This is a genomic window from Escherichia sp. R1 (assembly GCF_003000935.1).
Classification (GTDB): domain Bacteria; phylum Pseudomonadota; class Gammaproteobacteria; order Enterobacterales; family Enterobacteriaceae; genus Escherichia; species Escherichia coli.
Genome location: NZ_PSRU01000016.1, coordinates 27,827 through 49,802, shown reverse-complemented (window position 1 = coordinate 49,802; position 21,976 = coordinate 27,827). Strand labels below are relative to the sequence as shown.

Here is a 21,976-nt window from a genome sequence, read left to right as displayed (position 1 = left end):
CAATGCGAATATTTGTCTACGGCAGTTTACGCCACAAACAAGGCAACAGTCACTGGATGACCAATGCCCAGTTACTGGGCGATTTCAGTATCGATAACTACCAGTTGTATAGCCTGGGCCACTATCCAGGCGCAGTTCCGGGGAACGGAACAGTACACGGTGAAGTTTATCGTATTGACAACGCCACGCTGGCCGAACTTGATGCCTTGCGCACCAGGGGCGGTGAATACGCGCGCCAGTTGATTCAGACGCCGTACGGGAGTGCATGGATGTACGTTTATCAACGACCCGTCGATGGATTAAAGCTAATTGAAAGCGGCGACTGGTTAGACAGGGATAAGTAATAATAAAAGCACGCCACCTTCGGGTGGCGTTGTTTTATGCGATGTATCTCGCGATTTTTTTTGTAACTTTTCCATCTTTTGCTTTTCTCTCCGAGCCGCTTTCCATATCTGCAATCGCATAAAAAACTCTGCTGGCGTTCACAAATGTGCAGGGGTAAAACGGGGGCACGCTTTGAACGGTGAGTATGAGTGAGGTCGGCTAACTTCCAGCAAGTGGCTATGAACAGCAAAATGGTGGTCGGGTTTGCTTGTTCTTACCGTTCAAGCCTTGCAACCGCTGAGAATAATGATGGTGGAATAGAGAGTTTATTTATCGCGGGCATAAAAAAACCCTTACTAACCGAAGCCCGGCGTTCAGGGTTATTGCGCTAGAAGAACTTATTTATTCTTTGCGCGCTCGAAGGAAGCAACGATTTCAGCTTTAGCGGCTTCTGCGTTTTCCCAACCTTCAACTTTCACCCACTTGCCTTTTTCGAGGTCTTTGTAGTGCTCGAAGAAGTGAGCGATCTGCGCTTTCAGCAGCTCTGGCAGATCGTTAACGTCTTTAATGTGATCGTATTCTTTGCTCAGCTTGGTGTGCGGAACAGCAATCAGTTTCGCATCTTCACCGGCTTCGTCGGTCATTTTCAGAACGCCAACCGGACGGCAACGGATCACAGAACCCGGCTGCAGCGGGTACGGAGTCGGGACCAGTACGTCAACCGGGTCACCGTCCAGAGACAGGGTGTGGTTGATGTAACCGTAGTTGCACGGATAGAACATCGCGGTGGACATGAAGCGGTCAACGAACAGTGCGCCGCTCTCTTTGTCGATTTCGTATTTGATCGGATCTGCGTTAGCCGGGATCTCAATAACAACGTAGATGTCTTCCGGCAGATCTTTACCCGCAGGGACGTTGAGTAAGCTCATGTCTGTTTCCTTTAAAAATATGTGGCAAACAAGTGCCGAGTATTATAGCCAACTCGCGCCGAATGTCTTCGCTTGTTTTCGTCTTCATTTTCCTTTTTCGCCAATTTTAAGACGGTATACAGAGCAGGAAAATCCATAACCGTAGCCGCATTTTTCATAGTGAGATGAAAGCGATTACAAACTTGTGATTAACGTTTTATTTACTTCTTTGAAGTGTGATGTAACGCAATCCGTTACATAACGAATTGTCTATAGTTTTTTCGCGAACATCTTTTCACCAATAATAATTACCCCGACGAGGACAACCCTATGTGGAAACGCTTACTTGTAGTCTCTGCAGTCTCGGCAGCCATGTCGTCTATGGCGTTGGCCGCTCCATTAACCGTAGGATTTTCGCAGGTCGGATCGGAATCTGGCTGGCGCGCCGCAGAAACCAATGTGGCGAAAAGTGAGGCCGAAAAACGCGGAATTACGCTGAAAATTGCCGATGGTCAGCAAAAGCAGGAAAACCAGATTAAAGCGGTACGTTCCTTCGTCGCGCAAGGGGTGGATGCGATCTTTATCGCTCCGGTGGTTGCGACTGGTTGGGAACCGGTATTAAAAGAGGCGAAAGATGCCGAAATCCCGGTCTTCTTGCTCGATCGTTCTATTGATGTGAAAGACAAATCTCTCTATATGACCACCGTCACTGCCGACAACATTCTCGAAGGCAAGTTGATTGGTGACTGGCTGGTAAAAGAAGTGAATGGCAAACCATGCAACGTGGTGGAGCTGCAGGGCACTGTTGGGGCCAGCGTCGCCATTGACCGTAAGAAAGGCTTTGCCGAAGCCATTAAGAATGCGCCAAATATCAAAATTATCCGCTCGCAGTCAGGTGACTTCACCCGCAGTAAAGGCAAAGAAGTCATGGAGAGCTTTATCAAAGCGGAAAACAACGGCAAAAACATCTGCATGGTTTACGCCCATAACGACGACATGGTGATTGGTGCAATTCAGGCAATTAAAGAAGCGGGCCTGAAACCAGGCAAAGATATTCTGACAGGTTCTATCGACGGCGTACCGGATATCTACAAAGCGATGATTGATGGCGAAGCGAACGCCAGTGTTGAACTGACGCCGAATATGGCAGGTCCCGCCTTCGACGCGCTGGAGAAATACAAAAAAGACGGCACCATGCCTGAAAAGCTGACGCTGACCAAATCCACCCTTTATCTGCCTGATACCGCAAAAGAAGAGTTAGAGAAGAAGAAAAATATGGGGTATTGAGGGTTGCTATGCCTGATGCCGATTCGTAGGCCGGATAAGGCGCTCGCGCCGCATCCGGCGGTGGTGCGCTGAAGCCTGATGCGACGCTTACCGCGTCTTATCATGCCTACTGGGAGCACGCTTTACACCGGGGGAAACCATGACGACTAACCAACACCAGGAGATCCTCCGCACCGAAGGATTAAGTAAATTTTTCCCCGGCGTCAAAGCGTTAGACAACGTTGATTTCAGCCTGCGCCGCGGCGAAATCATGGCGCTGCTCGGTGAAAACGGGGCAGGAAAATCAACGCTAATCAAAGCATTAACTGGTGTATACCACGCCGATCGCGGCACCATCTGGCTGGAAGGCCAGGCTATCTCACCGAAAAATACCGCCCATGCACAACAACTCGGTATCGGCACCGTCTATCAGGAAGTAAACCTGCTACCCAATATGTCGGTCGCTGATAATCTATTTATAGGCCGCGAACCCAAACGCTTCGGCCTTCTACGCCGCAAAGAGATGGAAAAGCGCGCCACCGAACTGATGGCATCTTACGGTTTCTCCCTCGACGTGCGCGAACCGCTCAACCGCTTTTCAGTCGCGATGCAGCAAATCGTCGCTATTTGCCGGGCTATCGATCTCTCTGCCAAAGTGCTGATCCTCGATGAACCCACCGCCAGTCTCGACACCCAGGAAGTGGAGTTACTGTTTGACCTGATGCGTCAGTTGCGCGATCGCGGCGTCAGCCTGATTTTTGTCACTCACTTTCTCGATCAGGTCTATCAGGTCAGCGATCGGATCACCGTCTTACGCAACGGCAGTTTCGTAGGCTGTCGGGAAACGTGCGAGCTACCGCAGATCGAACTGGTAAAAATGATGCTGGGGCGCGAGCTGGATACCCACGCGCTACAGCGTGCCGGGCGAACATTGTTGAGCGACAAACCCGTTGCCGCGTTCAAAAATTACGGCAAAAAAGGAACGATCGCACCGTTTGATCTCGAAGTACGCCCCGGCGAGATCGTCGGTCTGGCTGGATTGCTGGGATCAGGACGTACCGAAACCGCCGAAGTGATCTTCGGTATCAAACCTGCTGACAGCGGCACGGCGTTGATCAAAGGCAAACCGCAAAACCTGCGATCGCCACATCAGGCTTCGGTACTGGGCATTGGCTTCTGCCCGGAAGACAGGAAAACCGATGGCATCATCGCTGCCGCCTCGGTGCGGGAAAATATCATCCTCGCTCTCCAGGCCCAGCGCGGCTGGCTACGTCCCATTTCCCGCAAAGAACAGCAAGAGATTGCCGAACGCTTTATCCGCCAGCTTGGCATTCGCACACCTTCAACTGAACAACCGATTGAATTTCTCTCTGGCGGCAATCAGCAAAAAGTGTTGCTTTCACGTTGGCTACTGACCCGACCGCAATTTCTGATCCTTGATGAGCCAACTCGCGGCATTGATGTTGGTGCCCACGCCGAGATCATCCGCCTGATTGAAACGCTATGCGCCGATGGTCTGGCGCTGCTGGTGATCTCCTCCGAACTGGAAGAACTGGTGGGCTATGCCGACCGGGTGATCATCATGCGCGATCGCAAACAGGTGGCGGAGATCCCGCTGGCAGAGCTTTCCGTTCCGGCGATCATGAACGCCATTGCGGCGTAAGGAGAACAGTGTGATGCCTCAATCTCTCCCGGACACTACGCCGCCGAAAAGGCGCTTTCGCTGGCCAACGGGAATGCCGCAGCTGGCGGCACTGTTGCTGGTGCTGCTGGTCGATAGCCTGGTGGCCCCGCATTTCTGGCAGGTGGTGCTCCAGGATGGGCGTTTATTCGGTAGCCCCATAGACATTCTTAACCGTGCGGCCCCCGTTGCGCTGTTGGCTATCGGAATGACGCTGGTGATCGCAACAGGTGGGATTGATCTCTCCGTGGGGGCGGTGATGGCTATCGCCGGAGCCACAACGGCTGCGATGACGGTCGCGGGATTCAGCCTGCCGATTGTTTTGTTAAGCGCCCTGGGCACTGGCATCCTGGCGGGATTGTGGAACGGCATACTGGTAGCGATCCTCAAAATTCAGCCGTTTGTTGCCACCCTGATCCTGATGGTCGCCGGGCGCGGCGTGGCGCAACTGATCACCTCCGGACAGATCGTCACGTTTAACTCGCCGGATCTCTCATGGTTTGGCAGTGGATCGCTGTTGTTCCTGCCAACGCCGGTCATTATCGCGGTGCTGACGCTTATCCTGTTCTGGCTGTTGACCCGCAAAACGGCGCTGGGGATGTTTATCGAAGCCGTTGGTATCAACATTCGGGCGGCAAAAAATGCCGGGGTAAACACGCGGATCATCGTCATGCTTACCTACGTGTTGAGCGGGCTGTGTGCGGCGATTGCGGGCATTATCGTGGCGGCGGATATTCGCGGTGCCGATGCCAATAACGCCGGGTTATGGCTGGAGCTGGACGCCATTCTCGCGGTGGTTATTGGCGGCGGATCGCTGATGGGCGGACGTTTTAACCTACTGCTTTCGGTGGTGGGGGCGCTGATTATTCAGGGGATGAACACCGGAATTTTGCTTTCGGGCTTTCCGCCAGAGATGAACCAGGTTGTAAAAGCGGTGGTGGTTCTTTGCGTGCTGATTGTCCAGTCGCAACGCTTTATCAGTCTGATTAAAGGAGTACGTAGCCGTGATAAAACGTAATTTGCCACTGATGATCACCATCGGCGTCTTTGTGTTGGGTTATCTTTACTGCCTGACCCAGTTTCCCGGTTTTGCTTCCACAAGAGTGATCTGCAATATCCTGACCGATAACGCCTTTCTTGGGATCATTGCCGTTGGCATGACCTTTGTGATCCTCTCCGGTGGGATCGATCTCTCCGTCGGTTCGGTGATCGCCTTTACTGGCGTGTTTCTGGCAAAAGTGATTGGCGATTTCGGCCTCTCGCCGCTACTGGCGTTTCCGCTAGTGCTGGTGATGGGCTGTGCCTTCGGCGCATTTATGGGGCTTTTGATCGACGCCCTGAAGATCCCGGCATTTATCATTACCCTGGCGGGGATGTTCTTTTTGCGCGGTGTCAGCTATCTCGTTTCGGAAGAGTCGATTCCGATAAACCATCCCATTTATGACACGCTCTCAAGCCTTGCGTGGAAAATCCCTGGCGGCGGTCGCTTAAGTGCGATGGGACTGCTGATGTTGGCGGTGGTGGTTATCGGTATTTTCCTCGCGCATCGTACCCGTTTTGGTAATCAGGTATACGCCATTGGCGGCAACGCAACGTCGGCGAACCTGATGGGGATTTCCACTCGCAGCACCACTATTCGCATTTATATGCTCTCCACCGGACTGGCAACGCTGGCGGGGATTGTCTTCTCGATTTATACCCAGGCCGGATATGCGCTGGCGGGCGTAGGTGTGGAACTGGATGCTATCGCCTCAGTGGTAATTGGCGGTACGCTTCTGAGCGGTGGCGTTGGAACGGTATTAGGGACGCTTTTTGGCGTGGCGATTCAGGGACTGATTCAGACTTACATAAACTTTGATGGCACGCTGAGCTCATGGTGGACGAAAATCGCCATCGGTATTTTGTTGTTTATTTTTATAGCATTACAGCGTGGATTAACGGTGCTGTGGGAGAATCGTCAGAGTTCGCCAGTGACAAGAGTCAACATTGCGCAGCGATAAAAACGCCTCTCCGTGTGGAGAGGCGCAGGAGATTACGCGTCCGGGAACTCACGGATAAAGCGTTCGACATCTTCAACCATATGGTCGTTGCCGACAAAGAACGAACGGCGCTGGTGCAGAGTTTCCGGGATGATATCCAGAATACGCTCTTTGCCATCGCTCGCTTTACCGCCCGCTTGTTCCGCCAGGAATGCCATCGGGTTGCACTCATAAAGCAAACGCAGTTTGCCGTCCGGGTGGCTGGCGGTGCTTGGGTAGAGATAAATACCGCCTTTCAGCAGGTTACGGTGGAAATCCGCGACCAGTGAACCGATATAACGTGAGGTATACGGGCGGTTGGTGGATTTATCTTCTTCCTGGCAGAATTTAATGTACTTCTTCACCCCGTTCGGAAACTTAATGTAGTTTCCTTCGTTGATGGAGTAGGTTTTGCCTTTCTCCGGGAAGCGCATCCGTTCCTGGCACAGGCAGAAAACGCCCAGCGAAGGATCGTAAGTAAAGGCGTGAACACCGCATCCGGTGGTGTAAACCAGCATGGTAGAGGAGCCGTATACCACGTAACCTGCCGCAACCTGTTTGTTACCAGGCTGGAGGAAATCTTCTTCCGTTACCGGCGTGCCAACAGGCGTAACGCGGCGGTAGATGGAGAAAATGGTACCGACAGAGACGTTAACATCGATGTTGGACGAGCCATCCAGGGGGTCCATCAGCACCACGTATTTTGCGTGTTCACAGCCTTCAAAGACGACAATCTCATCTTCTTCTTCAGAGGCAATCCCCGCAACGATATCGCGTGCTTTCAGTGCGGCTTTCAGTTTTTCATTAGCGAACAAGTCGAGTTTCTGCTGAACCTCGCCCTGCACGTTCTCAGCACCGCTGGCACCCAGGATATCAACCAGTCCTGCTTTGTTGATATCGCGATGGATAATCTTGGCGCCCAGTTTTATTGCCGACAGCAAAGCAGTGAGCTCACCGGTAGCATGAGAAAACTCGTGCTGCTTTTCGACAATAAATTCACCTAACGTTTTCATAAAACTTTCCCTGCAATGTTTATGGAGTAAAGCGACCGCAACAATCTTAACAAATAATCTCAATGTTGCGCTCAGGTGAATCGCGCCAGCAAATTGCGGATTATCCTGAAATGCATTTCTCACTTGCCCGACATATGCGTAAAATGAGCGGCAGATTAAAAAAGGATAGTGACGTATGCGCATTCATATTTTAGGAATTTGTGGCACATTTATGGGCGGTCTGGCGATGCTGGCGCGCCAGTTAGGCCATGAAGTAACGGGTTCGGACGCCAATGTGTATCCGCCGATGAGCACCTTACTTGAGAAGCAAGGCATTGAGCTGATTCAGGGTTACGATGCCAGCCAGCTCGAGCCGCAGCCGGATCTGGTGATTATTGGCAACGCCATGACCCGTGGAAATCCGTGTGTGGAAGCGGTACTGGAAAAAAACATCCCTTATATGTCAGGTCCACAGTGGCTGCACGATTTTGTGCTGCGCGACCGCTGGGTGCTGGCCGTTGCCGGTACACACGGCAAAACCACCACCGCGGGAATGGCGACCTGGATTCTGGAACAGTGTGGTTACAAACCGGGATTTGTGATCGGCGGTGTGCCGGGGAACTTTGAGGTTTCGGCGCGTCTGGGCGAAAGCGACTTCTTTGTTATCGAAGCGGATGAGTACGACTGCGCCTTCTTCGACAAACGCTCTAAATTTGTCCATTACTGCCCGCGTACGCTGATCCTCAACAACCTTGAGTTCGATCACGCCGATATCTTTGACGACCTGAAAGCGATCCAGAAACAGTTCCACCATCTGGTGCGTATCGTTCCGGGGCAGGGCCGTATTATCTGGCCGGAAAATGACATCAACCTGAAACAGACCATGGCGATGGGCTGCTGGAGCGAGCAGGAGCTGGTGGGTGAGCAGGGTCACTGGCAGGCGAAAAAGCTGACCACCGATGCTTCCGAATGGGAAGTTTTGCTGGATGGCGAAAAAGTGGGCGAAGTGAAATGGTCGCTGGTAGGCGAACATAATATGCACAATGGCCTGATGGCGATTGCAGCGGCTCGCCATGTTGGTGTAGCGCCGGTAGATGCCGCTAACGCGCTGGGTTCGTTTATTAATGCTCGTCGCCGTCTGGAGTTGCGTGGTGAAGCGAATGGCGTCACGGTATATGACGATTTTGCCCATCACCCGACGGCGATTCTGGCAACGCTGGCGGCGCTGCGTGGCAAAGTTGGTGGTACGGCGCGCATTATTGCTGTGCTGGAACCGCGCTCGAATACCATGAAAATGGGGATCTGCAAAGACGATCTGGCACCTTCATTAGGTCGTGCCGATGAAGTCTTCCTGCTGCAACCGGCGCATATTCCGTGGCAGGTGGCAGAAGTGGCAGAAGCCTGCGTTCAGCCTGCACACTGGAGTGGCGATGTGGATACGCTGGCAGATATGGTGGTGAAAACCGCTCAGCCTGGCGACCATATTCTGGTGATGAGCAACGGCGGTTTTGGTGGGATCCATCAGAAACTGCTGGATGGTCTGGCGAAGAAGGCGGAAGCTGCGCAGTAATTCGGCCTCAGCCTGATATAGTGTGCGTAGGCCGGATAAGGCGTTCACGCCGCATCCGGCATTTGAGCATAGTGCCTGATGCGACGCTTGATGCGTCTTATCAGGCCTACAGGTGCACCGCATCCGGCAAACCATACTCACATCAACAACGAAAATTACCCTTCATTCTCCGCCAGTTTGCGCAGATACTGGAAAATCTGGCGTGCGGATTTCGGCGGCTTATTCCCTTCTTTCTCTTTCTTCGCGTTGCGGATCAGAGTACGCAGTTGCTGACGATCGGCATCGGGCCACAGATTCAATACTTCAGCGATGGCGTCATCACCCTGGTCGATCAGACGATCGCGCAGATTTTCCAGTTTATGGAACAGCACCACCTGCTGGTTGTGACGGTTTTTTAGCTTATCCAGCGCCTGACGAATAGGCTCTACGTCGCGCTGGCGCAGCATCTTACCGATAAGCTGCAACTGGCGGCGGCGACCTTCCATCTTAATACGCTGGGCGAGCTCAATAGCCGCGCGCAGATCCGCATCTAACGGGATCTTATCCAGCGCGTTTTTCCCCAGATCAACAATTTCCGCGCCAAGGCGTTTTAGCTCCTCGGCATCACGTTTAATTTCACTTTTACTGACCCAGATAATTTCATCGTCTTCGTCTTCGATGTCATCACCGGGAACGTCGTCGAGCCAGTCTTCGGGCTGCTTAGTCATCTCAGGCTCCTTAAAAAAAGAGGCTAATGTTACCAGTTAAGATGCGCACTGAAAAACGGTTCTCTGTTAGACTTCAGAGAAACTCTCTACATTATGGCACTTGCAATGAAAGTAATCTCTCAAGTTGAAGCGCAGCGCAAGATTCTGGAAGAAGCAGTTTCCACTGCGCTGGAGTTGGCCTCAGGCAAATCGGACGGTGCGGAAGTTGCCGTCAGCAAGACCACCGGCATTAGCGTAAGCACGCGTTATGGTGAAGTGGAGAATGTTGAATTCAATAGCGATGGCGCGCTGGGGATCACTGTTTATCACCAGAACCGCAAAGGTAGCGCATCATCCACCGATTTAAGCCCGCAGGCCATTGCCCGTACTGTACAGGCGGCGCTGGATATTGCCCGTTATACCTCGCCAGATCCCTGTGCCGGCCTGGCAGACAAAGAGCTGCTGGCCTTTGACGCACCAGATCTCGACTTGTTCCACCCTGCGGAAGTTTCCCCGGATGAAGCCATTGAACTGGCGGCCCGCGCAGAACAGGCAGCATTACAGGCGGATAAACGTATCACCAATACCGAAGGTGGCAGCTTTAACAGCCACTACGGTGTCAAAGTTTTTGGCAACAGCCACGGCATGTTGCAGGGTTACTGCTCAACGCGTCATTCGCTCTCCAGCTGTGTAATTGCCGAAGAAAATGGCGATATGGAGCGTGATTACGCCTACACCATTGGGCGCGCGATGAGCGATCTGCAAACGCCAGAGTGGGTTGGGGCCGACTGTGCTCGCCGTACTTTATCGCGCCTGTCACCGCGTAAACTCTCCACCATGAAAGCGCCAGTCATTTTTGCCAATGAAGTGGCAACTGGGCTTTTTGGGCATCTGGTGGGGGCGATAGCGGGTGGATCGGTTTATCGTAAATCTACCTTCCTGCTGGATTCGCTGGGTAAACAAATTCTGCCGGACTGGCTGACCATTGAAGAGCATCCGCATCTGCTGAAAGGGCTGGCGTCGACGCCATTCGACAGCGAAGGTGTGCGCACCGAGCGTCGCGATATTATTAAAGATGGCATCCTGACTCAGTGGCTGCTGACCAGCTATTCGGCGCGAAAACTGGGGCTGAAAAGCACCGGACATGCGGGCGGTATTCACAACTGGCGGATTGCCGGACAAGGGCTAAGCTTCGAACAAATGCTCAAAGAGATGGGCACCGGGCTGGTGGTGACGGAGCTGATGGGCCAGGGCGTGAGTGCCATTACCGGTGATTATTCCCGTGGTGCTGCGGGCTTCTGGGTAGAGAATGGCGAAATTCAGTATCCCGTTAGTGAAATCACCATCGCAGGTAATTTAAAAGATATGTGGCGCAATATTGTCACCGTCGGTAACGATATTGAAACACGCAGTAATATACAGTGTGGTTCAGTGCTGTTGCCGGAGATGAAAATCGCCGGGCAGTAAAAAAACTGGCGCGACCTGCCGCGCCAAATCTTCATAATAAAAAAGGAAGTGAGCAATGCGTAAAAGCCTGTTAGCTATTCTTGCAGTCTCCTCGTTGGTATTCAGTTCTGCGTCGTTTGCCGCTGATCTTGAAGACAATATGGAAACCCTCAACGACAATTTAAAAGTGATCGAAAAAGCGGATAACGCGGCGCAAGTCAAAGACGCGTTAACGAAGATGCGCGCCGCAGCGCTGGATGCGCAAAAAGCAACGCCGCCGAAGCTCGAAGATAAATCACCGGACAGCCCGGAAATGAAAGATTTCCGCCACGGTTTCGACATTCTGGTCGGTCAGATTGACGACGCGCTGAAGCTGGCAAATGAAGGTAAAGTAAAAGAAGCGCAGGCTGCTGCAGAGCAACTGAAAACGACCCGCAACGCCTATCACCAGAAGTATCGTTAATTCCTCATTTCCCTGTTGCCTGCACTCAGGTAACAGGGAACTTATCATCGCAAATGATGCACCACCTGATTGCTGCTGCCGCGCCAGATCAGGGAAGGGTCTTTTAAATCCTGCACAAATTTGCCGTCGACCAGCACGTTAATCAAATCAACAACCTGCATTTGCGCAGCGTTGAGTTCGTCGAGTTTATAGCCTGTCCACACCCAGATGTCTTTACCCGGACACTCGGCGCGGATGCGTTTTACCAGTTTCAGAATATCCGGCACGTTTTGCGGATGCAGCGGATCGCCGCCGGAGAGGGAAATCCCCTGGCGTTTGATACGAGTGTCATTCAGATCTTTAATGATCTTGTCTTCCATTGCTTTGGTAAATGGCTGACCAGAATTTACCCGCCATGTGCTTTTGTTATAGCAACCGGGGCATTCATGAACACACCCGGAGACAAACAGGGTGCAGCGAGTGCCGGGGCCGTTGACGATGTCGACAGGATAGTACTGATGATAATTCATTATTTCGCTTGGCTTATCAGTCCGCGTGTAGGCTGCATCCGGTAATCAATGCCTGATGCGACGCTGTCGCGTCTTATCAGGCCTGGAGCAGTTGCCAAATGTAGGCCGGATAAGGCGTTTACGCCGCATCCGGCATTTGCTTAGCGCAGAGTGAAGATTAACCTATCTGCCCATTCCCCAAATGTTTAACGCGGCGCTTAACTTCTTCCTGCTTACCAGCGTTAAACGGACGTGCATCCGGGCTACCTAAATATCCGCACACGCGGCGAGTTACCGACACACGGGAGGCGTCATGGTTACCACATTTCGGGCAAGTGAAGCCTTTGCTGGTGCACTCGAACTCACCGGTAAAGCCACACTCGTAGCACTCATCAATCGGTGTATTGGTGCCGTAATACGGTACATGCTGATAGCTGTAATCCCAGACATCTTCCAGCGCTTTCAGGTTGTGCTGAATGTTTGGATACTCGCCGTAGCAAATGAAACCACCGTTCGCCAGCGGCGGGTAAGGCGCTTCAAAGTCGATCTTGTCGTACGGGTTCACCTTCTTCTCCACATCAAGGTGGAAACTGTTGGTGTAGTAACCTTTATCGGTCACGCCCGGCACCACGCCAAACTCAGCAGTATCGAGACGGCAGAAGCGGTCGCACAGGTTTTCACTCGGCGTGCTGTAGAGACTGAAACCATAACCCGTTTCTTCTTTCCACTGATCCACTGCCTGACGCAGACGTTCAACAATGGCGATACCTTTCGCGCGAAGCTGCTCGTTGTCGTAAACATGCTCGCCGCCGAACAGCGCGTTAATGGTTTCGTGGATGCCGATGTAACCCAGCGAAATAGACGCACGACCGTTTTTGAAGATTTCAGAAACATCATCGTCAGCATTCAGACGTACGCCACAAGCACCTTCCATATAGAGGATCGGGGCGACGCGCGCTTTCACGCCTTCGAGACGAGCGATACGGGTCATCAGTGCCTTACGTGCCAGCACCAGACGTTCATCCAGCAGCTTCCAGAAGGTGGCTTCATCGCCTTTTGCTTCCAGAGCAATACGCGGCAGGTTCAGGCTGATCACGCCGAGGTTGTTACGACCATCGTGGATCTGCTCGCCGTTTTCATTTTCCCACACGCCGAGGAAGCTGCGGCAGCCCATCGGGGTTTTAAACGAACCGGTGACTTTCACTACCTGATCGTAGTTCAGGATATCCGGATACATGCGCTTGCTTGCGCACTCCAGCGCCAGCTGTTTGATGTCGTAGTTCGGATCGCCTTTTTTATGGTTCAGGCCATCGCGAATCGCAAACACCAGTTTCGGGAACACCGCAGTTTTACGGTTTTTACCGAGGCCTGCGATACGGTTACGCAGGATCGATTCCTGAATCAGGCGCGATTCCCAGCTGGTGCCCAGACCAAAACCAAAGGTTACAAACGGCGTCTGACCGTTGGCGGTGTGCAGGGTGTTTACTTCGTACTCCAGCGACTGGAAGGCATCGTAGCACTCTTTGATGGTACGAGAGTTAGCGTAGCCTTCGGCGTCCGGGATGTTCCACTCTTCTGCGGTCTTGCGATGTTTGTTGTAGCTGGCGGTAACAAACGGCGCCAGCACTTCATCGATACGGTTAATGGTGGTGCCGCCATAAATATGGCTGGCGACCTGAGCAATAATCTGCGCAGTTACCGCGGTTGCCGTAGAGATCGACTTCGGCGGTTCAATCTCGGCGTTCCCCATTTTAAAGCCCTGGGTCAGCATGCCTTTCAGGTCGATCAACATGCAGTTGAACATCGGGAAGAACGGCGAGTAATCGAGATCGTGATAGTGAATATCGCCACGCTCATGTGCCTGCACCACGTCACGCGGCAGCAGGTGCTGGCGTGCATAGTGTTTAGCCACGATCCCGGCCAGCAGGTCGCGCTGGGTTGGAATCACCTTGCTGTCTTTGTTGGCGTTTTCGTTGAGTAACGAGGCGTTGGTCTGCTCGACCAGACCACGGATCTCCTGGTTCAGGCGACCGCGTTTTTCACGTTCAATGTCGCGATCGTGACGGTACTCGATGTAAGCACGAGCCAGTTGTTTGTATGGACCCGACATCAGCTGGTTTTCAACTGCGGTCTGGATCTCGTTGATATCCACCTGGTTGCGGCCCTGCATCTGCTCGCTGACAACCGCGGCAACAGTGGCGCAATAATCGGCATCATCGACTTCCGCTGCTTTAGCTGCACGCAGAATCGCTTCTTTGATGCGCTCTGATTTAAACGGCACTTTGCAGCCGTCTCGTTTCATCACATGCGGTGTCATGATCGCTCCATATTTTTAAGAACAGGTTATCCACAGAAATTGGGAAAGGCGTTTTCCGGTTTTTTCGTTTCGTTTTCCGGTGCTTTCCGCAATCGCCATCCGCTTATCCACAACGCCGCACCTTTTTCGTGGGGAGCTGTAGTAGCAATTATAGTCGATTAATACAACATATTGGGTTGGGACGCATTTTAAAGTCTATATATAGTGCTTTGCATCAAGGATGTTTTAACTTTTTTTGATGTAGCTCAAAGTAAAAAGCAGAGCGTACGGATGACGGGCGCTACAGCGATATGTAAATTTTTTAATGAATTTTCTGGTTGAAAAATCAACAAAAACAACATACTGACAGACAAAACCCCGGAATGACCGGCATTACCGGGGCTTAGGGAAGATTTACTTCTGTAACCACCAGACAGCCTCAAAAGGCCGTAAAGTCATGGCACAGGGTTGTGGTGAGGCTTCTTCGTAGTTATGCATCACAAGTTGCCAGTTGCCGCGCATTTTCCCTGGCTGCCAGGGTTGGATCTCACGGCTAAGGTTGGCAATGACCAGCAAGGTTTGCCCCTTCCATTCACGGCGATAGCACCACAATACAGGGCTGTTTGGCAGCAGATCCTGGTAATTGCCCCATGTCAGGATGGCTTCTTGCTTACGCAGTGCGATTAACTTTTGGTAGGTGTAAAACACCGAGGAATCATCGGCCAGCGCGGCTTCTACGTTGATTTGTTGATAGTTATCGCCCAGGCCAATCCACGGTTCGCCAGCCGTAAACCCGGCATTATCGCCGTTGCTCCATTGCATGGGCGTGCGACTGTTGTCACGGGATTTACTGGCGAGGATTGCCAATAACTCGTCGGCATCACGCCCATCGTTGCGCAGCTCGGCAAACATATTGAGGCTCTCCACGTCGCGATAGTCAGTAATGCGCGTGAAATGTGGGTTGGTCATGCCAATCTCTTCGCCCTGGTAGATATACGGCGTTCCCTGCATGCCATGCAGCACCATCGCCAGCATTTTTGCCGCAGGCACGCGGTATTCACCTTCATCACCAAAGCGAGAAACAATGCGCGGCTGATCGTGGTTACACCAGAACAAGGCATTCCATGCTACGTTGTGCATTCCTTGTTGCCAGTGGCGGAACAATGTTTTCAACGCCACAAAGTCAGGTTTAGCCAGCGTCCATTTTTCACCACCGGGATAATCGACCTTCAGGTGATGAAAATTAAAGGTCATCGATAATTCACTGCCTGTCAGTGCCGCGTATCGCTGGCAATGCTCAAGGCTGGTGGAGGACATTTCACCTACGGTCATTAACCCGCGTGGCGTAAACACATCGCGGTTCATCTCGTGCAAAAACTCGTGTGCTCGTGGCCCGTCGGTGTAGAAGCGACGCCCGTCGCCGTCCAGGTCTTCAGGGAAACGCGGGTCTTTGGAGATCAGATTCACCACATCCAGGCGCAACCCGTCGACCCCACGATCGGCCCAGAACTCACAGACTTTTTTCAGCTCTGCGCGTACCGCTGGATTCTCCCAGTTGAGATCCGCCTGTTCTGGTGCAAAGAGATGCAAATAGTACTGTTCGCTTTCCGCATGCCAGCGCCACGCACTACCGCCAAATTTTGAACGCCAGTTGTTCGGTGGCGTTTCTGGTTCGCCATCGCGCCAGATATAAAACTGGCGGTAAGGGCTTTCTTTGTTCAGCGCCTCGCGAAACCAGGCATGTTGGGTAGAGGTATGGTTAAACACCATATCGAGAATGATACGAATCCCACGCGATTTTGCCTGCGTCACCAGTTCGTCAAAATCGTCCAGCGTGCCGTAGGTGGGATCAATCGCCGTATAGTTCGCTACATCGTAACCGTTATCGACCTGCGGAGAGACATAAAAGGGGGTTAGCCAGATGGCATCAACGCCCAGTTTATGCAGATAGTCCAGGCGTTGGATAACGCCACGTAAATCGCCGGTGCCGCTACCCGTGGTGTCCTGAAAACTCTTTGGATAAATCTGGTAGATAACGCCGTTTTGCCACCAGTGGGGAAGATTAGTCATTACGTTATTCCTGCAAATGCGAGGGGGCGCAATTGCGCCCCGAAGAAAATTAAACAATGTCCAGCGTGCCCAGGCGGTATTTCCGCTGATAGATAAACGAGGTGAGTACAATCGGGATGATGATGGCGATAGCCATTGCCAGCGCAAACACCTGCCAGTAGCTCGGTTGAATCGAGAGAATTCCCGGCAGGCCGCCTACGCCGATGCCATTCGCCATAACGCCGTTCAGGCCACATAGCAATCCTGCCAGACCAGAACCAATCATCGCGCACAGCATCGGGAAGCGATATTTCAGGTTGATGCCGTACATTGCAGGCTCAGTGACCCCAAGCCAGGCGGAGATAGCGGCAGGAACGGAGATCTCGCGTTCATTGTGCTTGCGGCTGGAAATGATAATGCCTATCACGGCGGAGCCCTGAGCGATATTCGACAGCGCAATCAGCGGCCACACTGGCGTACCACCCATGCTTTGAATCATCTGCAAATCAATAGCAAGCGTGGTCTGGTGTACCCCGGTGATCACCAGCGGGGCGTACAGGAAGCCAAACAATGCCGCGCCAATCGGAGCAAAGCTGCCGGTCATCAGGTGACGTACCGCAAAGGCAACGCCATCGCCAATCATGCGACCAAACGGACCAATCAGCGCATGGGCGAGGAACACCGCGAGGATCAGCGAACAGACGGGCACCACCACCAGATAGAGGTAATCTGGCACGATGCGTTTAAGGCGAGTTTCAATAACGCCCAGCGCCAGCCCGGCTAACAGTGCCGGGATCACCTGCGCCTGATAGCCCACTTTGGCGATGCTGAACATGCCAAAGTCCCACACTTCCGGCAGCTGCTGCCCGAGCAGATAAGCGTTCATCAGCTGGGGGGAAACCAGTGTCACGCCAAGTACGATACCAAGGATCGGCGTGCCGCCCATTTTTTTCACCGCCGACCAGCAAATCCCGACCGGCAGGTAGAAGAAGATCGCTTCACCGATCAACCACAGAAAATCGTAGATCGTTTGCAGGGAAGGGTACATTTGCGCCAGCGTTTGACCGTTGCTCATGGGCAAATCGCCGATCACATTGCGAAAACCGAGGATCAAACCGCCGCTAATCAACGCGGGCAGCAACGGGAAGAAGATCTCCGCGAAATGAGAGATCAACTGCTCATGCCATTTCATATTCTGCCGGGCGGCTTTTTTTACCTGCTCTTTATCAACCTGCGCCTGTCCGGTTGACGCTATCAGTGCTTGATAGTAATCACCCACGTTGGTGCCAATCACCACCTGAAATTGCCCGGCATTGGTGAAACAGCCTTTCACCATGGGGAGTTGCTCAATTTCTTTCGGTCTGGCATTGGCCGGTTGGTTGAGGACAAAGCGCAGGCGAGTAATACAGTGGCTCACCGTCGCAATATTGCCGCGCCCGCCGACCAGTTCAATCAACCGATCGATATCCGTTTGGTTTATTTTGCTCATCATAAAGCCCCATGGCAGATGACATTTTTGGTTGGCTGCAGAATATATTGCGCGGAAAAATTTAAAAACGGGAACGTTCCCGAAACGCAGCGAAGATCACAATTTATCGTTCAGGAAACGATCAGGACAGGGTGGCGGGGATGATGATTTGTTGCGGTTCGCTGCGTCCGGTTACCTGCGCGATCAACTGGCAGGCCGCCTGGCGTCCAGCTTCGGCGTAACCAGGATCTACGGTGACGATCTCCGGATGAAGGAATTTCATTAATGGCGTATTACCGACGCTCGCCAGTTGCAAGGTGTCGATGCGTTGCTCTTGCAGGTATTTACTTGCGCCAAGTGCCAGCGTGTCGGTTGCGCACAGTAAGGCGGTAGTTTCAGGCGTAATCACTTTTGCTACGTTCTCATAGCCTTGCTTCATAGCAAGGCCTGGCAGGGCGGCAACGGGATGCAGTTTATGCGCTTTGCAGAACGCCAGGTAGGCTTCGTGACGTCGCTTCCCGGTCGTCACGTCACTATGCGGCACGCCGAGATAACTGATATTGCGATGCCCCTGGTCATACAGCCGTTGCATCAGGATCTTGATTGCCCCTTCGTCGTCATAACAGACCGAAGCAAAGCCTTTTGCGTCACGCGCCAGCAGAACCAGCGATGACTGCCAGTGGGCTAACATTTCTTCTGTTATGCCGGTAAAACCGAACAGCACTACGCCGTCGATATTACGCCGTTTCAGCACCCCCAAATGTTCGGCAACTAATTGCGGGGAAAACTGACTTTCCATCATGATTGGATCGTAACCTTGTTCATAGAACGCTGGCAGCATGGTTTGAACGGCGAGATTTTCTGACAACGAATCCAGACGGGTGACAATGATGGCGACCACTTTATCGCTTTGCCCACGCATAGCGCGTGCAGAACGGGAAGGGGAAAATCCATGCTGATTCATCACTGCTTCAACACGCTCGCGCGTGCGCTGGCTCACGCCGCTTTCGTTATTCAGCACCCGGGAAACCGTAGATTTCCCCACGCCGCTTAAGCGCGCGATGTCTTTGATGGTCAGCCGATTTTGCATCCTGTTGTCCCGTAACGTGTTGTTTAATTATTTGAGGCTAACTTTACCCGTGCATTCAGCAATGGGTAAAGTCTGGTTTATCGTTGGTTTAGTTGCCTGCAGGTATTATATCGCCATAAATGCTACGAATATTATTGGATTCTCCTTATTATTTGCGGCGCTTTTTTCACTTACCGGAGGTTATATGGAACCTGATCCCACGCCTCTCCCTCGACGGAGATTAAAACTTTTCCGGTAAGCCCGTCTTTTCACGGCGTTACCGGATGCGTAAGGCCGTGACGTTTTAACGTCCCTGCTCAGCTTTATTACCTTCAGGTAAGGCTTCGCCACGCCTGAAGACATTTCTGTACTGTTTCAGACAGTGCGGAGGGACTCCTTATGTTTAAAGAAATTTTTACCCGGCTCACTCGCCATTTACCTTCCCGTCTGGTTCATCGTGATCCATTGCCTGGCGTGCAGCAGACAGTGAATACGGTGGTCCCGCCGTCCTTAAGTGCGCATTGCCTGAAAATGGCGGTGATGCCCGAAGAAGAATTGTGGAAAACGTTCGACACCCATCCGGAAGGGTTACATCAGGCGGAAGTGGAATCTGCCCGCGAACAACATGGTGAAAATAAATTACCCGCACAACAACCGTCGCCGTGGTGGGTACATTTATGGGTCTGCTATCGCAACCCCTTTAATATTTTACTCACCATTCTCGGCGCTATTTCTTACGCCACGGAAGATTTATTTGCCGCGGGCGTTATCGCGCTAATGGTCGCTATTTCAACGTTGCTGAACTTTATTCAGGAAGCACGTTCCACTAAAGCGGCAGATGCCCTGAAAGCGATGGTCAGCAATACCGCGACGGTGCTGCGCGTAATTAACGACAAAGGCGAAAATGGCTGGCTGGAGATCCCGATCGACCAGCTGGTGCCCGGCGATATTATAAAACTGGCGGCGGGAGATATGATCCCGGCAGATTTACGTATCTTGCAGGCGCGGGATCTGTTCGTCGCTCAGGCGTCGTTAACCGGTGAGTCTCTGCCCGTGGAAAAAGCCGCTACCACTCGCCAGCCGGAGCACAGCAATCCGCTGGAGTGCGACACGCTGTGTTTTATGGGCACCACCGTGGTGAGCGGCACGGCACAAGCAATGGTGATTGCTACAGGTGCCAATACCTGGTTTGGTCAACTGGCGGGGCGTGTTAGTGAGCAGGAAAGCGAGCCGAATGCCTTTCAGCAAGGGATCAGCCGCGTCAGTATGCTGCTGATTCGCTTTATGCTGGTGATGGCACCGGTGGTGCTGTTAATCAATGGCTACACCAAAGGCGACTGGTGGGAAGCGGCGCTGTTTGCGCTTTCGGTCGCGGTAGGCCTAACGCCGGAAATGTTGCCGATGATTGTTACCTCGACGCTGGCGCGCGGCGCAGTAAAGCTGTCGAAACAGAAAGTGATCGTCAAACATCTGGATGCTATTCAGAACTTTGGCGCAATGGATATTCTGTGCACTGATAAAACCGGCACCCTGACACAGGATAAAATTGTGCTGGAGAATCATACCGATATCTCCGGTAAAACCAGCGAACGCGTGCTGCATAGCGCGTGGTTGAACAGTCATTATCAGACCGGACTTAAAAACCTGCTCGATACAGCGGTGCTCGAAGGTACGGATGAAGAGTCAGCGCGCTCGCTGGCCAGTCGTTGGCAAAAAATCGATGAGATTCCGTTTGATTTCGAGCGTCGCCGGATGTCGGTGGTAGTGGCAGAAAATACCGAGCACCATCAGCTGGTTTGCAAAGGTGCATTGCAGGAAATCCTCAATGTGTGTTCGCAGGTGCGTCACAATGGCGAGATTGTGCCGCTCGATGACATCATGCTGCGTAAGATTAAGCGGGTTACTGATACGCTGAATCGTCAGGGGCTGCGCGTGGTTGCGGTGGCGACGAAATACCTGCCAGCGCGTGAAGGAGATTACCAGCGGGCGGATGAATCCGACCTGATCCTCGAAGGATATATTGCTTTTCTTGATCCGCCAAAAGAGACAACCGCTCCGGCACTGAAGGCATTAAAAGCGAGTGGAATTACCGTAAAAATCCTTACTGGCGACAGTGAGTTAGTTGCAACGAAAGTGTGCCATGAAGTGGGGCTGGACGCGGGAGAGGTGGTCATTGGTAGTGATATTGAAACGCTATCTGACGACGAACTGGCAAATCTTGCACAGCGCACCACGCTGTTTGCCCGCCTGACGCCGATGCATAAAGAACGCATTGTGACCTTACTGAAGCGCGAAGGGCATGTGGTTGGCTTTATGGGCGATGGTATTAATGATGCGCCCGCCTTACGCGCTGCGGATATCGGCATTTCTGTGGACGGCGCGGTAGATATTGCCCGTGAAGCGGCTGATATCATCCTGCTGGAAAAAAGCCTGATGGTGCTGGAAGAGGGGGTTATTGAGGGACGACGCACTTTCGCCAACATGCTGAAATACATCAAAATGACGGCGAGCTCTAACTTCGGTAATGTGTTCAGCGTGCTGGTAGCGAGTGCTTTCTTGCCCTTCCTGCCGATGTTGCCGTTACACTTGCTTATTCAGAACCTGCTGTACGATGTGTCACAGGTGGCGATCCCGTTTGATAACGTCGACGACGAGCAAATTCAAAAGCCGCAGCGTTGGAATCCGGCGGATCTGGGGCGCTTTATGATCTTCTTCGGACCGATCAGCTCGATCTTCGATATTCTGACGTTTTGCCTGATGTGGTGGGTATTCCATGCCAACACGCCGGAAACGCAAACGCTCTTCCAGTCGGGATGGTTTGTGGTGGGCTTACTGTCGCAAACGCTGATTGTGCATATGATCCGCACCCGCCGTGTGCCGTTTATTCAGAGCTGTGCATCGTGGCCGTTAATGATCATGACCGTGATCGTGATGATTGTCGGTATCGCATTGCCGTTTTCACCGCTGGCCAGCTATCTGCAGCTGCAGGCGCTGCCGTTAAGCTATTTCCCGTGGCTGGTTGCGATTCTGGCAGGGTATATGACATTAACCCAGTTGGTGAAAGGGTTCTATAGCCGTCGTTACGGCTGGCAATAAAGAATCAACTGGGCATGGTGACCCGGATTCAGATTGCAGACAAAGTGAGTTTTGTTCATGCCGGATGCGGCGTAAATGCCTTATCCGGCCAACAAATTCAATAAATTGCAGGAATCACGTAGGCCTGATAAGCGTAGCGCATCAGGCGATTTTGCG

General features: G+C 52.5%; 17 protein-coding genes and 1 pseudogene. 10 read left to right on the top strand and 8 right to left on the bottom strand.

The window, feature by feature from the left end; genetic code table 11:
* Window positions 1-2: 2 nt before the first annotated feature.
* Window positions 3-344: a gamma-glutamylcyclotransferase family protein gene (locus tag C4F37_RS18665; RefSeq protein ID WP_001219160.1), complete on the top strand. Its 342-nt coding sequence runs from the start codon at window positions 3-5 to the stop codon at window positions 342-344.
* A 378-nt stretch (window positions 345-722) separates the two neighbouring features.
* Here the strand turns inward: C4F37_RS18665 and ppa are convergent, their stop codons facing one another.
* Window positions 723-1,253: an inorganic diphosphatase gene (gene ppa, locus C4F37_RS18660; protein WP_000055072.1), complete on the bottom strand. Its 531-nt coding sequence runs from the start codon at window positions 1,251-1,253 to the stop codon at window positions 723-725.
* 309 nt (window positions 1,254-1,562) lie between these two features.
* On the opposite strand from ppa, the gene ytfQ reads away from it, so the two are divergent.
* The 4 genes from ytfQ (at window position 1,563) to yjfF (ending at window position 6,179) form a co-directional block, all read left to right on the top strand.
* Window positions 1,563-2,519: a galactofuranose ABC transporter substrate-binding protein YtfQ gene (ytfQ, locus tag C4F37_RS18655; RefSeq protein ID WP_000265933.1), complete on the top strand. Its 957-nt coding sequence runs from the start codon at window positions 1,563-1,565 to the stop codon at window positions 2,517-2,519.
* Between the two features lie 139 nt (window positions 2,520-2,658).
* Window positions 2,659-4,161 carry a galactofuranose ABC transporter, ATP-binding protein YtfR gene (gene ytfR / locus C4F37_RS18650; RefSeq protein ID WP_000210557.1) on the top strand — a complete coding sequence of 501 codons (1,503 nt, stop codon included), beginning with the start codon at window positions 2,659-2,661 and terminating at the stop codon, window positions 4,159-4,161.
* A 13-nt stretch (window positions 4,162-4,174) separates the two neighbouring features.
* The gene (gene ytfT, locus C4F37_RS18645) at window positions 4,175-5,197 is read left to right on the top strand and encodes a galactofuranose ABC transporter, ATP-binding protein YtfT (RefSeq protein ID WP_001297255.1); all 1,023 of its coding nucleotides are present in this window, start codon (window positions 4,175-4,177) and stop codon (window positions 5,195-5,197) included.
* Window positions 5,184-6,179 carry a galactofuranose ABC transporter, permease protein YjfF gene (yjfF, locus tag C4F37_RS18640; RefSeq protein ID WP_000596015.1) on the top strand — a complete coding sequence of 332 codons (996 nt, stop codon included), beginning with the start codon at window positions 5,184-5,186 and terminating at the stop codon, window positions 6,177-6,179. Before ytfT ends, yjfF begins: the two co-directional genes overlap by 14 nt.
* A gap of 32 nt (window positions 6,180-6,211) precedes the next feature.
* Here yjfF and fbp read toward each other — a convergent pair whose 3' ends face one another.
* The gene (fbp, locus tag C4F37_RS18635; protein ID WP_000853753.1) at window positions 6,212-7,210 is read right to left on the bottom strand and encodes a class 1 fructose-bisphosphatase; all 999 of its coding nucleotides are present in this window, start codon (window positions 7,208-7,210) and stop codon (window positions 6,212-6,214) included.
* Between the two features lie 175 nt (window positions 7,211-7,385).
* Between fbp and mpl the strand changes: the two genes are divergently transcribed.
* Complete coding sequence (gene mpl / locus C4F37_RS18630) at window positions 7,386-8,759, top strand: UDP-N-acetylmuramate:L-alanyl-gamma-D-glutamyl-meso-diaminopimelate ligase (RefSeq protein WP_001219817.1); 1,374 nt, start codon at window positions 7,386-7,388, stop codon at window positions 8,757-8,759.
* A 155-nt stretch (window positions 8,760-8,914) separates the two neighbouring features.
* On the opposite strand, the gene yjgA is transcribed toward mpl, so the two are convergent.
* On the bottom strand, window positions 8,915-9,466 hold the full coding sequence (gene yjgA, locus C4F37_RS18625; RefSeq protein WP_000166271.1) for a ribosome biogenesis factor YjgA: 552 nt from the start codon (window positions 9,464-9,466) through the stop codon (window positions 8,915-8,917).
* Between the two features lie 93 nt (window positions 9,467-9,559).
* Between yjgA and pmbA the strand changes: the two genes are divergently transcribed.
* Together pmbA and cybC are read left to right on the top strand one after the other, a co-directional pair.
* Window positions 9,560-10,912: a metalloprotease PmbA gene (pmbA, locus tag C4F37_RS18620; RefSeq protein WP_001162162.1), complete on the top strand. Its 1,353-nt coding sequence runs from the start codon at window positions 9,560-9,562 to the stop codon at window positions 10,910-10,912.
* Window positions 10,913-10,967: 55 nt separating this feature from the next.
* Window positions 10,968-11,354 (top strand): cytochrome b562, encoded by a 387-nt coding sequence (cybC, locus tag C4F37_RS18615; RefSeq protein ID WP_001232240.1) that lies wholly within the window; start codon window positions 10,968-10,970, stop codon window positions 11,352-11,354.
* Between the two features lie 44 nt (window positions 11,355-11,398).
* On the opposite strand, the gene nrdG is transcribed toward cybC, so the two are convergent.
* The 5 genes and pseudogenes from nrdG to treR form a co-directional block, all read right to left on the bottom strand.
* A complete protein-coding gene (gene nrdG / locus C4F37_RS18610) occupies window positions 11,399-11,863 on the bottom strand; it encodes an anaerobic ribonucleoside-triphosphate reductase-activating protein (RefSeq protein ID WP_001106222.1) in 465 nt (154 codons plus the stop codon).
* Between the two features lie 157 nt (window positions 11,864-12,020).
* Entirely contained in the window at window positions 12,021-14,159 is a 2,139-nt protein-coding gene (gene nrdD / locus C4F37_RS18605) for an anaerobic ribonucleoside-triphosphate reductase (RefSeq protein ID WP_000187778.1), read from the bottom strand.
* Window positions 14,160-14,552: 393 nt separating this feature from the next.
* Window positions 14,553-16,208, bottom strand: coding sequence for an alpha,alpha-phosphotrehalase (treC, locus tag C4F37_RS18600; RefSeq protein ID WP_001311336.1), 1,656 nt, complete (start codon window positions 16,206-16,208; stop codon window positions 14,553-14,555).
* Window positions 16,209-16,257: 49 nt separating this feature from the next.
* On the bottom strand, window positions 16,258-17,679 hold the full coding sequence (treB, locus tag C4F37_RS18595) for a PTS trehalose transporter subunit IIBC (protein ID WP_001299664.1): 1,422 nt from the start codon (window positions 17,677-17,679) through the stop codon (window positions 16,258-16,260).
* 118 nt (window positions 17,680-17,797) lie between these two features.
* Window positions 17,798-18,748, bottom strand: a pseudogene (gene treR, locus C4F37_RS18590) (trehalose operon repressor TreR); the annotation flags it as partial.
* Between the two features lie 181 nt (window positions 18,749-18,929).
* Here treR and mgtL point away from each other — a divergent pair.
* Window positions 18,930-18,983: a mgtA regulatory leader peptide MgtL gene (mgtL, locus tag C4F37_RS18585; protein WP_001387276.1), complete on the top strand. Its 54-nt coding sequence runs from the start codon at window positions 18,930-18,932 to the stop codon at window positions 18,981-18,983.
* Window positions 18,984-19,123: 140 nt separating this feature from the next.
* Window positions 19,124-21,820, top strand: coding sequence for a magnesium-translocating P-type ATPase (mgtA, locus tag C4F37_RS18580; RefSeq protein ID WP_000471900.1), 2,697 nt, complete (start codon window positions 19,124-19,126; stop codon window positions 21,818-21,820).
* The last annotated feature ends 156 nt before the right edge of the window (window positions 21,821-21,976 follow it).